The sequence below is a fragment of the Paenibacillus crassostreae genome, from assembly GCF_001857945.1.
Taxonomy (GTDB): Bacteria; Bacillota; Bacilli; order Paenibacillales; family Paenibacillaceae; genus Paenibacillus_AQ; species Paenibacillus_AQ crassostreae.
The window spans coordinates 3,205,708-3,220,038 of sequence record NZ_CP017770.1 but is presented as its reverse complement, the minus strand read 5'-3'; the positions used below and the strand labels follow the sequence as shown (position 1 = coordinate 3,220,038).

The 14,331-nt window shown below is 45.7% G+C and carries 6 protein-coding genes, 1 tRNA gene and 3 rRNA genes; 1 reads left to right on the top strand and 9 read right to left on the bottom strand.

The genetic code is table 11. The annotated features are described in order from the left end of the window. Positions 1–10 precede the first annotated feature (10 nt). From LPB68_RS14655 to LPB68_RS14625, 7 genes are all read right to left on the bottom strand, one after another. On the bottom strand, positions 11–1,078 hold the full coding sequence (locus LPB68_RS14655; protein ID WP_068657305.1) for a protein-arginine kinase McsB: 1,068 nt from the start codon (positions 1,076–1,078) through the stop codon (positions 11–13). A 27-nt stretch (positions 1,079–1,105) separates the two neighbouring features. Further along, complete coding sequence (locus tag LPB68_RS14650; RefSeq protein WP_068657303.1) at positions 1,106–1,630, bottom strand: protein-arginine kinase activator protein McsA; 525 nt, start codon at positions 1,628–1,630, stop codon at positions 1,106–1,108. A 27-nt stretch (positions 1,631–1,657) separates the two neighbouring features. Further along, positions 1,658–2,119 (bottom strand): CtsR family transcriptional regulator, encoded by a 462-nt coding sequence (locus tag LPB68_RS14645; protein WP_068657301.1) that lies wholly within the window; start codon positions 2,117–2,119, stop codon positions 1,658–1,660. 633 nt (positions 2,120–2,752) lie between these two features. After that, positions 2,753–2,869 (bottom strand): 5S ribosomal RNA (gene rrf, locus LPB68_RS14640). Between the two features lie 197 nt (positions 2,870–3,066). Beyond that, positions 3,067–5,997 (bottom strand): 23S ribosomal RNA (locus tag LPB68_RS14635). 190 nt (positions 5,998–6,187) lie between these two features. After that, positions 6,188–6,260 (bottom strand) — tRNA-Ala (locus tag LPB68_RS14630). Positions 6,261–6,363: 103 nt separating this feature from the next. Further along, positions 6,364–7,919 (bottom strand): 16S ribosomal RNA (locus tag LPB68_RS14625). Together the 16S, 23S and 5S rRNA genes with 1 tRNA gene alongside form the textbook arrangement of a ribosomal RNA operon. Before the next feature lie 494 nt (positions 7,920–8,413). Between LPB68_RS14625 and LPB68_RS14620 the strand changes: the two genes are divergently transcribed. Beyond that, the gene (locus LPB68_RS14620) at positions 8,414–9,664 is read left to right on the top strand and encodes a molybdopterin-dependent oxidoreductase (protein WP_068657428.1); all 1,251 of its coding nucleotides are present in this window, start codon (positions 8,414–8,416) and stop codon (positions 9,662–9,664) included. Positions 9,665–9,759: 95 nt separating this feature from the next. On the opposite strand, the gene ligA is transcribed toward LPB68_RS14620, so the two are convergent. Both ligA and pcrA read right to left on the bottom strand, forming a co-directional pair. After that, positions 9,760–11,772: an NAD-dependent DNA ligase LigA gene (gene ligA, locus LPB68_RS14615; RefSeq protein WP_068657429.1), complete on the bottom strand. Its 2,013-nt coding sequence runs from the start codon at positions 11,770–11,772 to the stop codon at positions 9,760–9,762. Between the two features lie 40 nt (positions 11,773–11,812). Next, on the bottom strand, positions 11,813–14,143 hold the full coding sequence (pcrA, locus tag LPB68_RS14610; protein WP_068657431.1) for a DNA helicase PcrA: 2,331 nt from the start codon (positions 14,141–14,143) through the stop codon (positions 11,813–11,815). Positions 14,144–14,331 lie beyond the last annotated feature (188 nt).

Here is a 14,331-nt window from a genome sequence, read left to right as displayed (position 1 = left end):
GTTATAAATGTTAATGTTGCTGTGGACTTAACTTTTCTCGAATTAACTTAGCTCGATAAACGTCACGTTCCTCTGTATTCATGGCTTCCCCAAATGTCTTTTGCAGAAATCCTGGTTGGGTCATCACATTTAATTCATTCATAACAGATGTTGAGGTTCCCTCAATAATACCCAAATCCATGCCAAGACGAACGTCTGATAAACGTTGAGCAGCTTCCTTCGAATCTAACATTTCCGCATAAGATAGAATACCATATGAACGTCGTACACGATCCGTCATTCTCAGCTTAGATTCTTTAAGTAACCGTTCCCGAGCATTCTTCTCATGTTCAATGATTTGTAATACGACACTATGCAAATTATCGATAATCTCGCTCTCCGTCTGCCCTAGTGTAATCTGATTCGATATTTGAAAAATATTACCCACCGCTTCGCTACCTTCACCATAGATCCCACGTACCGTTAATCCAACTTGGGATACTGCTGACAAAATCCGATTAATCTGCTGTGTCATCACCAGAGCCGGCAAATGCATCATCACCGATGCTCTGAGACCTGTTCCCACATTAGTAGGACAACTAGTCAGATAACCACGTGTATCATCAAAAGCATAATCAATATGCGCTTCGAATATATCATCAATAACAGTTGCTTTCTCCCAAGCCTCTCTTACTTGAAATCCTGGGTAGAGACATTGTATACGTAAATGATCCTCTTCGTTAATCATAATGCTAATGGATTCATCCTCACTAAGAATAACCGCACCATGTTCTGATTCATTCGCCAGACTTGGACTAATGAGATGTTTCTCGACCAGAACTTTCCTATCAAGTGGTGCTATGTCATCTAATGGAAGCATATAAAACGTTCCTAATGACTTTAATGAATCATATTTCTCCATATCGGATAGGCGATCCAACACTTCCATAGACTGCTCGCTGGTCGCAAGCAACGGGAATGGAATATGCTGTAGATTACGCGCCACACGAACTCGGCTACTTATCGCAATGTCGGAATCATTTGCGTTACCGAGCATCCAGTCACTAAGCGCTTTTTCGGTAAACCGGAGATTTGGCATCACGCATTCCTCCTTCTTGAAAGAACTTTACTGTTCAATCGAACCCTTCTCAAGCTCTCTAATCTGATCACGAAGTGTTGCTGCTTCTTCAAATTCTTCTTGAGCAATTCTCAGTTGCAACTCATTCTTCATATCTTGCAATCTTCTCTTAACTTGTATTTGAGCGCCGCCCCTAATAGGAACTTTACCCACATGTGAAGTACTGCCATGAACTCTTTTGAACAAAGGATCTAGTCGGGTATTGAAGTATTTATAACATGAACTACATCCGAAGCGTCCAGCCTTACTGAATTGAGAGTACGTCATTCCACAATCTTCGCATCGAAGTGGCTGAATATCTTTCCCAACCCCAGATTTGATCTTGTTAGCCGTATCGAAATCAATAAGTCCAGATAATAAACTATGGATCGAGAACCCTCCAGATACTCCTGGAATCATCTCACCCTTCTCACGAGCACATGATTCACAAATATGAAATTCCGTCTTCTCACCACTTACGATCTTTGTAAAATGAAGTGTTGCGGGTTTATTACCACATTCTTGACAAAGCATTTCGATGTACCTCCCTTTCTTCGTAGGTCATTTACCTAATAAAGAGATCAGCATCGCTTTCATTATTCTGGCACGAATCTCATCCCTGTAAGGTAGCTTGATCATGAGGCATTCCCTGGAGATCGCTGAACGCATTAGATTAGCTTCGCGTTTGCTTAAGAAACAGGATCCTTCCAGTTGATAGATCAGCCCTTCCGCTGTAGTCTGGTCGATAACCTCACCAATCGTCTGTCGAAGATGGGTATGAAGTTCTGCGTGTTGTGGAAGATCAATTCGTTGTATCCGAATATATCCACCACCACCTCGCTTGCTCTCCACAAGATAACCCTTCTCTAACGTAAAGCGAGTACTGATGACATAATTAATCTGTGATGGTACACAGACGAATTTCTCAGCCAGATCATTGCGTTGAATTTCCACTGTTCCTTCGGGACTTTCATGCAGAATATTCTTCAGATATTGTTCAATAACATCAGAGATATTACGCATCACTCATCCTCCAGTTGTCATTGGTTGACTTTGACTTTCTTTGACTTTATTAATATTATATCATATTCTTTTATTTTGCCAATAGCTCTTACATATTTTTAGTGTAGACTTGTCCGAACAAAAATATTCTTGAGAGGTTATGGATATGTAATAGCTGTGATACTTCTGATACGGTTATCCTGTTTCTTAAATTATACTAGCTGTTTCACCAAAATTCAAAAGTGTTGCTTAATATCACCAAATGCCACCTTTGCGATTTATGTAATTTTAATGAGAGTTGAAATTAGCTACATAAAGTACACCTAATTCTGACGATAATCGATGATTTCTATTTTTAATTGCGCTAAATACATCTAATAACCAGAAAAAATCCATTTGCCATCATTACCTCAATATTAGCTGCACTTTTTACAACTAATTTGTGAGTGAAGGAATCTTTCTCTGAAAATCTCGGGTTTTCGGAGGAGCAGACTACTTAAACTGAATCGATTACTTAATAAATCTGATGAAGCAACTCAAAATGAATAAATTAATTAAAAGTAAAGTAGTTGTCTTAGCTCATTCAGAAATCCTATAGTTACCAAAAAACACAAAGAAAAACCACCATTGATCGAAATCAATAGTGGTTCTTATGCTTGGCGACGTCCTACTCTCCCAGGACCCTGCGGTCCAAGTACCATCGGCGCTGGAGGGCTTAACGGTCGTGTTCGGGATGGGTACGTGTGGAACCCCTCCGCTATCGCCACCAAACGTGATTTTTCGAAGCTTACGCTTCTCGAAATCGCTGCGAGAAAATATCAGCCCTTAGAAAGGACATGCAGCTATCAGATGTTTGATCACCTGAAAACTAGATACGAACGAATCTGCATTGAAACACTTGTCTCCGTAGTTCTTCCTTCGATGTAAAGCGTAATGCTTCCGAAGTTAGTTTTCCTACGGAAAACTTTTAGGATAAGCCCTCGACCGATTAGTATTGGTCAGCTCCGTGCATTACTGCACTTCCACCTCCAACCTATCTACCTCGTAGTCTTCAAGGGGTCTTACTAATTGGGAAATCTCATCTTGAGGGGGGCTTCACGCTTAGATGCTTTCAGCGCTTATCCCGTCCGCACGTAGCTACCCAGCTATGCTCCTGGCGGAACAACTGGTACACCAGAGGTGCGTCCATCCCGGTCCTCTCGTACTAAGGACAGCTCCTCTCAAATTTCCTGCGCCCACGACAGATAGGGACCGAACTGTCTCACGACGTTCTGAACCCAGCTCGCGTACCGCTTTAATGGGCGAACAGCCCAACCCTTGGGACCTACTTCAGCCCCAGGATGCGATGAGCCGACATCGAGGTGCCAAACCTCCCCGTCGATGTGGACTCTTGGGGGAGATAAGCCTGTTATCCCCAGGGTAGCTTTTATCCGTTGAGCGATGGCCCTTCCATGCGGTACCACCGGATCACTAAGCCCGACTTTCGTCCCTGCTCGACTTGTAGGTCTCGCAGTCAAGCTCCCTTCTGCCTTTGCACTCTTCGAATGATTTCCAACCATTCTGAGGGAACCTTGGGGCGCCTCCGTTACTCTTTAGGAGGCGACCGCCCCAGTCAAACTGCCCACCTGACACTGTCCCCGAACCGGTTTACGGTCCTAGGTTAGAACCTAGATACGATCAGGGTGGTATCCCAACGGCGCCTCCATAGAAGCTTGCGCTCCTATTTCTCAGGCTCCCACCTATCCTGTACAAATCGTACCCAAATTCAATATCAAGCTGCAGTAAAGCTCCATGGGGTCTTTCCGTCTTGTCGCGGGTAACCTGCATCTTCACAGGTATTAAAATTTCACCGGATCTCTCGTTGAGACAGCGCCCAAATCGTTACGCCATTCGTGCGGGTCAGAATTTACCTGACAAGGAATTTCGCTACCTTAGGACCGTTATAGTTACGGCCGCCGTTTACTGGGGCTTCGGTTCATAGCTTCGGGTTTCCCCTAACCACTCCCCTTAACCTTCCAGCACCGGGCAGGCGTCAGCCCGTATACTTCGCCTTACGGCTTCGCACAGACCTGTGTTTTTGCTAAACAGTCGCTTGGGCCTTTTCACTGCGGCCCCCTCGTGCTATTCACACTACCGGGGCACCCCTTCTCCCGAAGTTACGGGGTCATTTTGCCGAGTTCCTTAACGAGAGTTCTTCCGCGCGCCTTAGAATTCTCTTCTCGCCTACCTGTGTCGGTTTGCGGTACGGGCACCTTCTCCTGGTTAGAGGCTTTTCTTGGCAGTGTGAGATCATGACCTTCGCTACTATAATTTTCGCTCCCCATCACAGCCCAGCCTATTAGTGTGCGGATTTGCCTACACACAAGCCTCACTGCTTAGACGGACTATTCCATCAGTCCGCGTCACTACCCTGCTGCGTCACCCCATTACTCATAACGGATTACGGTGGTACAGGAATTTCAACCTGTTGTCCATCCACTACGCCTTTCGGCCTCGCGTTAGGTCCCGACTTACCCTGAGAGGACGAGCCTTCCTCAGGAAACCTTGGGCTTTCGGCGGATCAGATTCTCACTGATCTTTTCGTTACTTATACCGGCATTCTCACTTGTATAGTGTCCAGCGCTCCTCACGGTACACCTTCAACCTCTATACAACGCTCCCCTACCCCAGATGCGATTAGCATCTAGCCATAGCTTCGGTGGTGTGTTTAGCCCCGTTACATTTTCGGCGCAGAGTCACTCGACCAGTGAGCTATTACGCACTCTTTCAATGGTGGCTGCTTCTAAGCCAACATCCTGGTTGTCTGTGCAACTCCACATCCTTTTCCACTCAACACACACTTGGGGACCTTAGCTGATGGTCTGGGCTGTTTCCCTTTCGACAATGGATCTTAGCACTCACTGTCTGACTCCCGGATATAAGTACATGGCATTCGGAGTTTGACTGAGCTTGGTAACCCTTGCGGGCCCCGCACCCAATCAGTGCTCTACCTCCACGACTCTTCATCCGAGGCTAGCCCTAAAGCTATTTCGGGGAGAACCAGCTATCTCCGAGTTCGATTGGAATTTCTCCGCTACCCCCACCTCATCCCCGCATTTTTCAACATGCGTGGGTTCGGGCCTCCAGTGCGTGTTACCGCACCTTCACCCTGGACAGGGGTAGATCACTCGGTTTCGGGTCTACGTCCACGTACTATATGTCGCCCTATTCAGACTCGCTTTCGCTGCGGCTCCGCCTTCTCAGCTTAACCTTGCACGGGAACGTAACTCGCCGGTTCATTCTACAAAAGGCACGCCATCACCCATTAATAGGGCTCTGACTTTTTGTAAGCACACGGTTTCAGGTTCTATTTCACTCCCCTTCCGGGGTGCTTTTCACCTTTCCCTCACGGTACTGTTTCACTATCGGTCGCTAGGGAGTATTTAGCCTTAGCAGATGGTCCTGCTGGATTCATACGGGGTTTCACGTGCCCCGCACTACTCGGGATACGTCTCGGAGGGAACACATTTTCAGCTACAGGGCTTTTACCTTCTATGCCGGGCCTTTCCAGACCTCTTCGCTTAATATATTCCTTTGTAACTCCATGCGAGACGTCCCACAACCCCAAGGAGCAAGCTCCTTGGTTTGGGCTAATCCGCGTTCGCTCGCCGCTACTGACGGAATCACTATTGTTTTCTCTTCCTCAGGGTACTTAGATGTTTCAGTTCCCCTGGTCTGTCTCTACCCACCCTATGTATTCAGGTGGGAGTGACTGCGTATTACCACAGCCGGGTTTCCCCATTCGGACACCCCCGGATCAAAGCTTGCTTACAGCTCCCCGAGGCAGTTTCGTTGTTCGCCACGTCCTTCATCGACTCCTAGCGCCTAGGCATCCTCCGTGTGCTCTTAGTAGCTTAACCTCAATTTTTCTCAAAGAGAAAATATTGTAGCTACTTTTACACTTTGTTTTGTTAACAAGTAACAAAACGTAAATATAAAAGTGATGAATTTGAAATTGATGAAATCCAATTTAAAAATCATCAAGAATGTTTCAACTTGCAAATTCGTTCGTTATCTAGTTTTCAAGGATCAAATTGATGAAGTTATTGATGGAGCCAAGCGGGATCGAACCGCTGACCTCCTGCTTGCAAGGCAGGCGCTCTCCCAGCTGAGCTATGGCCCCATAAGTTCCATCAAAACTGAACAAATGAGATGATATGATGTTTACGGCGACATATGTCGGCCGTTATTTGAATGTTTCCATTGCAGGAAACGATTCTCCATAGAAAGGAGGTGATCCAGCCGCACCTTCCGATACGGCTACCTTGTTACGACTTCACCCCAATCATCTACCCCACCTTCGGCGGCTGGCTCCCTTGCGGGTTACCCCACCGACTTCGGGTGTTGTAAACTCTCGTGGTGTGACGGGCGGTGTGTACAAGACCCGGGAACGTATTCACCGCGGCATGCTGATCCGCGATTACTAGCAATTCCGACTTCATGTAGGCGGGTTGCAGCCTACAATCCGAACTGAGACCAGCTTTGTTGGGATTGGCTCCACCTCGCGGTTTCGCAGCCCGTTGTACTGGCCATTGTAGTACGTGTGTAGCCCAGGTCATAAGGGGCATGATGATTTGACGTCATCCCCACCTTCCTCCGGTTTGTCACCGGCAGTCTGCTTAGAGTGCCCACCATTATGTGCTGGCAACTAAGCATAAGGGTTGCGCTCGTTGCGGGACTTAACCCAACATCTCACGACACGAGCTGACGACAACCATGCACCACCTGTCTCCTCTGTCCCGAAGGCCGCCACTATCTCTAGTGGATTCAGAGGGATGTCAAGACCTGGTAAGGTTCTTCGCGTTGCTTCGAATTAAACCACATACTCCACTGCTTGTGCGGGTCCCCGTCAATTCCTTTGAGTTTCAGTCTTGCGACCGTACTCCCCAGGCGGAGTGCTTAATGTGTTAACTTCGGCACCAAGGGTATCGAAACCCCTAACACCTAGCACTCATCGTTTACGGCGTGGACTACCAGGGTATCTAATCCTGTTTGCTCCCCACGCTTTCGCGCCTCAGCGTCAGTTACAGCCCAGAGAGTCGCCTTCGCCACTGGTGTTCCTCCACATATCTACGCATTTCACCGCTACACGTGGAATTCCACTCTCCTCTTCTGTACTCAAGTCACCCAGTTTTCAGTGCGACCCAGGGTTGAGCCCTGGAATTAAACACCAAACTTAAATGACCGCCTGCGCGCGCTTTACGCCCAATAATTCCGGACAACGCTTGCCCCCTACGTATTACCGCGGCTGCTGGCACGTAGTTAGCCGGGGCTTTCTTCTCAGGTACCGTCACCTTGAGAGCAGTTACTCTCCCAAGCGTTCTTCCCTGGCAACAGAGCTTTACGATCCGAAAACCTTCATCACTCACGCGGCGTTGCTCCGTCAGACTTTCGTCCATTGCGGAAGATTCCCTACTGCTGCCTCCCGTAGGAGTCTGGGCCGTGTCTCAGTCCCAGTGTGGCCGTTCACCCTCTCAGGTCGGCTACGCATCGTCGCCTTGGTGAGCCGTTACCTCACCAACTAGCTAATGCGCCGCAGGCCCATCTGTAAGTGGCAGATTGCTCCGCCTTTTAGTGTCTCCCCAGGAGAGGAAACAAGTTATCCGGTATTAGCTACCGTTTCCGGTAGTTATCCCAGTCTTACAGGCAGGTTACCTACGTGTTACTCACCCGTCCGCCGCTAAGTGATTTGAAAGCAAGCTTTCAAATCACTCCGCTCGACTTGCATGTATTAGGCACGCCGCCAGCGTTCGTCCTGAGCCAGGATCAAACTCTCCATATAGGATGAATTTCAGATCGACTTTGCAGTGATCTTAATTTCATCAGGAGTTCGTTTCAAATTAGCTTTGCAGCGATTTGGAACGAACTATGAAAAGAGCGATTCGCTCATTTTGAAACAAACTGACAAGAACATAAATGTTCTTTTTGTAAAAAAAATCATATCATCCATTTGTTCAGTTTTCAAAGAACTTATTTGGTCTGCTTTCAAACAATGTGTCGTTTGGGGCAGAACAATAATATATCATATCTTATCTATCAATGTCAACTCTTTTTTTTATTACTTGTGAGAGACTTGATAAGTCACTTGCTTGAAGCGACATTTAATAATTTAACACAGGATTCGACATAATTCAAGCTTTTTAATAAAAGTATTTTATTCCATATAGAACTAAGACATTAATCTATCTAATCAACATAACTTATCTTATATTAAGAGTAATATAATACAGATCATTCAACAGCTATAATATACTCCATAAGGAAGGTGGAGATCCATTGAAGAACTGGTTATCTAGAATAACTAAGAGCTATGGTCGTAAGCTAACTTTTATCCATTATTGGAACGCTTGGATTGTCGTTGTATTAGCACTTAGTGGTTTAATATTACTCGGTAGCTTCTGGAGAGAAGTGTTGGGTGAAGGTCGAGTATGGCTCAAATGGCTTCATGTGGGAGTGGGTCTAGTGCTCCTGATTCCCATTGGCTACTATTTTCTTCTTATCAAGAAACATTGGAAACAACTCAGAGGAAAGCCTTGGCAAAAATTCAACGTTGTGTTTGTTCTGATCTTATTAGTAGGCTGGATTGGTTCAGGTATTATATTATGGCAGATCAGACTATTCAGTCCGCTATGGGCGAATTCCGCTCTACTTATTCATGATCTACTAACATGGATTGGATTACCCTATATCATCTATCATTCCCTTACACGTACTGCATGGCTCAAACATCCTGAACGACTATCCATTACTAAAGAAAAAAAACATCAACATCAAACTCCTGGCTCTTTCCAACCACTATATACACGCCGCGAGTTCATTCGATCCGCGATTGGGATTGGAATCGCTGTAACGGTTGGCCCTTCTTTCATCAAGTGGATAGGCAATGGTCTAACTGCAGGAATAAATAAGGCCGCCCTCATAAGCACTGACTCCAACAATCTAGTCCCTGCACCAACGCCTGCCGAATCTTCATTGCCACCCATTGGTGGTGGAGCCCGAGGGGATTTCAGAGTCTACTCCGTTACGCCTATACCTTCTTTTGATAATAGCAATTGGTCATTTACGATTGATGGCTTAGTCGATCGACCTAACATTTGGAATTGGGAACAATTTGTTATGTTTGGCCGCACCGTCCAAGTTAGTGATTTCCATTGTGTTACTGGCTGGTCAGTATACAACAATACTTGGGAGGGTATCCCCCTCAAGACTTTCTTGCAAGAGGCTGGTGTTAAATCAGAAGCTACCACGGTTAAACTTTACTCCGGTGATGGTATATATACAGATTCTCTTACACTAAAACAAGCCCAGATGGATGATGTTCTTGTCGCAGTATTGCATGATGGTGAAGTTATTCCTGCTGACCTTGGGGGACCTGCCCGCTTGATTGTACCTCGGATGTTTGCATATAAATCGGTTAAATGGCTGAATCGAATTGAACTTATTCAAGGAGAACATACAGGTTATTGGGAGGATCGAGGGTATGACAAGGACGCATGGGTAACCAAAACAAACAAAATGGATTATTAAAATACGAGAGTATCGTTTTGGTTAAGCATTTATTTTTATTTAAAAAAAAGCAGTAGCCTCTTCTCAGTCAGAGGTTACTGCTTTTGTATATAAGATCAATTTTCTAAGAGTCTAATAAACTCATCTTCATCCTCAATCACTTGAATCCCGAGTTTCTGTGCCTTAGCTAGTTTACTGCCTGCCTTCTCACCCGCTACAACAAGATCCGTCTTCGCTGAGACACTACCTGTAACTTTCGCACCAAGTGCTTCTAAACGAGCCGCCGCTTCATCACGTGTTAACTGGTGTAACGTACCTGTCAGCACAACTGTCTTACCACTAAAGAAGGAATCTGTGCTTACCACTCGTGGTGTCTCTGGTGCTTTCGCTTGTATACCTAAGGCTAGCATTCGATCAATCCCATCGCGCATAAGCGGATCTGCGAAAAAGTTCACGATACTCTCCGCAACAATTCCCCCAACATCCGGTAGAACCACTAGCTCATCAACAGTAGCCGCCATCACTAGGTTGAGATCACGATAATGATCGGCCAGCATGCGTGTAGTAGCTTTGCCGGTATTCGAAATACCTAATGCAAATAAAAATGAGGCAAGGTCGCGTTCTTTGCTCTTTTCCAGAGCAGCTAGTAGATTATTAGCCTTCTTCTCTCCGAAGCGATCCAACTTCACCAAGTCGTCAAAAGCCAAAGTGTACAGATCCGCAGGCTCACGAACTCCAAGCTCACTATATAATAACTCTGCCGTCATGACGCTAAACGTATCAATATCCATGGCATCCCGCGAGGCAAAATGAGTAATCCGTCCAATCAGTTGTGGTTTGCACGCAAGGCGATTGTTACAGAAGAGGTGTGCACCTTTTTGCTCTAACGGGAATCCACAGGATGGGCAATTCGTTGGGAATATGATCTCCTCGCCGTCATGATCTTCTGTTACTTTGCCAAGAATTTCAGGAATAACTTCGTTGGATCTACGAATGAACACCCGCGCACCTAAAGCATGCTTCAAGTTCTTGCGTTCAATATCACCGATATTGTTCAACGTACAGTTCTGAACCGTTACACCTGCTAGCTCTACTGCTTCAACACGTGCGACTGGAGTTATTTTACCGGTACGACCCACTTCCCAGGAGACAGACTCAAGCACCGTTGTTGTCTCTTCTGCCTCGAACTTATAGGCAACCGCCCAGCGCGGAAATTTATCAGTATAACCCAAGGCTTCCCTCGTACGCATATCCACAATTTTGATAACAGCTCCATCGATCAGATAGTCCAGTGAAGGACGACGCTCCACGATCTTCGCCAGCTCTTCCGTTACGTCATCGAAATTGTCATAGTACGCAATAAATGGATTCACCTTAAATCGATTATCATTCAAGAAGCCCATCATCTCACGATGATCCTTAAATACGACAGCATCGCTATACCCCACATTGTAGAAAAAAGCACTTAACCGTCGTTCCGCAGTTGTCTTCGGATTCAAGTTACGTAGAGCCCCTGCCGCCGCATTCCGCGCATTCTTCAGAGGTTCTGCTGCCCGCTCGTTATATTGACTCAGAACAGACAGATTCATGATCCCTTCGCCTTGGACTTCAATCGTACCCTCCGTATAAGGAATCGTAAGTGGCACAGACTTAATCGTTTTGACTTGAGCAAGAATACCTTCCCCCGTAACCCCGTTTCCACGTGTCGCAGCCTGCACTAATTGACCATTACTGTATGTCAGGTTGAGCGTTAACCCATCGAACTTCAATTCAACGGCATAACACAGTTCTGGCAAAAGATTGTCAGGATTCTTGCTATTGTAGTCTTTTACAAGCTTGATCGCCCGTGTATGCCAATTGCGTAGTTGCTCCATATTCTGCGCCTTATCTAGACTCCAGAGTGATGCCAGATGGCGATGTGGCTCGAACCCTTTGAGAATTTCTCCACCTACCCGCTGTGTTGGAGACTCGGGGAGTATAATACCTGTTTCTTGTTCCAGCTGAACCAACTGATCGTACATACTGTCATATTCTTTATCACTTACCAGAGGCGTATCTAGCGTGTAGTAATGATAATTATATTTGTTAATCTCAGCTATGAGCTGTTCCATAGATTGAAGCGAAGCCATGCGAGCGTATCCCTCCGTCATTCAATTGTTGATATTACGTTTACTCTACTTTGGTAATGGGTGCGAATCCGGCTAACAAGCGTTTGACTCCAACAGGTGCTGGAAAAGCGATCTGTAGCTCCGTATCATTCCCGCTACCTTTGACAGACACGACAACTCCGATTCCCCATTTGCCATGGGATACTTTTTCTCCTGCTTTAAGCGCAGATAAATCACCTGTATTACCCGCTTCCGTATTCTCCTTCAGGGAAGTGGTAACCGTCACACGACTATTCGCGGATCCCGCTTGCGCACCAGACCCACTTAGCGATGAATTAAATCCACCCCCACGACCGAAGTTACTTCCTCCACTACTACCTTGGCCACGTCCACCATAAGCACCACCACTATTACCGCGCTGATAGCGATCACGACCGCCCGACATCTCCGTATCTTCTTTCAGTTCATCTGGAATCTCTTCTAGAAAACGAGAAGGTTGATTCGCTGTCGTCCGTCCGAACAATGTCCGCATTTGTGCACAGGAGAGGAATAATTGTTGTTCAGCTCGTGTAATACCTACATAGGCAAGACGACGTTCTTCCTCCAACTCTTCATTATCTGAGAAAGCGCGACTGTGAGGGAATACTCCTTCTTCCATCCCAACGATGAATACAACTGGGAACTCCAAGCCCTTAGCACTATGCATCGTCATGAGAATAACGGAATCAGTTTGTTCTTCTGGATCATCATTCACACTATCAATATCAGCGATCAGAGCGAGGTCTGTTAGAAAAGATATCAAAGACTTATCTTCATTATTCTTCTCAAATTCCATCGTTACAGATAGGAACTCGTCGATATTTTCCAAGCGAGAGCGTGATTCAAGGGTCTTCTCCTTATCCAAATCTTCACGGTATTTAGAGAACTCAAGAATCTTCTCCGTCAACTCCGTAACTGAGGAATATTCCACCATCTGATGGAGAGATGCGATCATATCGTAAAAGCCAACAAGGGCGTCACGTGTTTTGCCAGCGAAGCCAAGATCATCCACATACCGAAGCACTCGGAATATAGAAGTTCCACGCTCCGATGCAGCTGCAGCTAATTTCGCTACTGTGGTGTCACCGATCGCTCTTTTGGGAACATTAATAATTCTCGTTAAACTAATATCATCATCTGGATTGGACAGAAGCTTCAAGTATCCGAGCAAGTCTTTAATTTCTTTACGATCATAGAACTTGATGCCGCCAACAATCTGGTAGGGTATATCTGATTTGATCAGAATTTCTTCTATTACCCGAGACTGAGCATTCGTACGATAAAGAATGGCATGATTCTGATAGGATTGCCCAGCTTTCACATTCTTAGTGATCTCTGATGTCACGAAATATCCTTCATCATGTTCCGAGCTTGCACGATATACTTTGATCTTGGCGCCTTCGCCCTTGTCCGTCCATAGCTTTTTCGGCTTGCGTCCTGTATTCAGATTAATGACTTCATTGGCTGCATTCAGGATATTCGAAGTTGAACGATAGTTCTGTTCCAAGTATATGGTCTGCGCTTCGGGATAATCCTTCTCGAAATTCAGAATGTTGCTAATATCCGCTCCGCGCCAGCGATAGATCGATTGGTCACTATCCCCTACGACACAAATACGATGATGGCCTTCTGCTAACATACGGCACAGCATATACTGCGCACGGTTCGTATCCTGGTATTCATCGACATGAATGTACTGGAATTTCTTTTGGTAGAAATCAAGAACTTCTGGTACTTCCCTGAATAATTGAATGGTCGTCATAATCAGATCGTCGAAATCTAACGAGTTGTTGTTCTTGAGACGTCTTTGGTACATCTTATATACTTTAGCCGCAAGTTCCTCGAAATAATCAGTCGCCTTCTGTTCGAATTGATCCGGTAATAGGAGCTCATTCTTAGCAGCACTAATAATGGACTGAATCGCCTTCGGTTCGAATTTCTTCGTGTCGATATTGAGTTCCTTCATACAATTACGAATAACTGAGAGTTGATCGGTCGAATCCAGAATCGAGAAGCTTGAGCTGAATCCAATCCGTTCAATATCTTTGCGCAAAATACGTACACACATGGAGTGGAAAGTAGATACCCAAATATCCCGTCCTTCTCTTCCTACGAGCTTCGATACGCGTTCCTGCATTTCACGTGCTGCTTTGTTCGTAAAAGTAATCGCCAGAATAGCCCACGGTGGCGCTTTGCGAGTGGCAATCAGATACGCGATCCGATGCGTCAGCACCCGCGTCTTTCCACTTCCTGCACCTGCCATAATTAATAGAGGGTTGTCTGTGGCTACAACCGCTTGTTGCTGCGGAGGGTTCAGCTTCTTGATCGCTTCATGTATATCAATAAGTTGCATGCGTGCATGCTCCTTTCAAATGGGAATATTATTCTACTAAAGCCGATAACTAGTTTGTTGAAAAAATAAGTGTATGGTGACCGCTACGGTGACGGATTGTCCTTACGATCGCTGTTGACCTCAGATTTCTTGATTGTATAACCCCTTTAATGGTTGAAATCCAATGTCAAAGGCGACCACTTCGTTTC

What these genes read in the sequence shown, in the direction of transcription:
- LPB68_RS14655 (WP_068657305.1), bottom strand. Translation starts at nt 1,078, where the DNA reads ATGCCAAATCTCCGGTTTACCGAAAAAGCGCTTAGTGACTGGATGCTC.
- LPB68_RS14650 (WP_068657303.1), bottom strand. Translation starts at nt 1,630, where the DNA reads ATGCTTTGTCAAGAATGTGGTAATAAACCCGCAACACTTCATTTTACA.
- LPB68_RS14645 (WP_068657301.1), bottom strand. Translation starts at nt 2,119, where the DNA reads ATGCGTAATATCTCTGATGTTATTGAACAATATCTGAAGAATATTCTG.
- ligA (WP_068657429.1), bottom strand. Translation starts at nt 11,772, where the DNA reads ATGGCTTCGCTTCAATCTATGGAACAGCTCATAGCTGAGATTAACAAA.
- pcrA (WP_068657431.1), bottom strand. Translation starts at nt 14,143, where the DNA reads ATGCAACTTATTGATATACATGAAGCGATCAAGAAGCTGAACCCTCCG.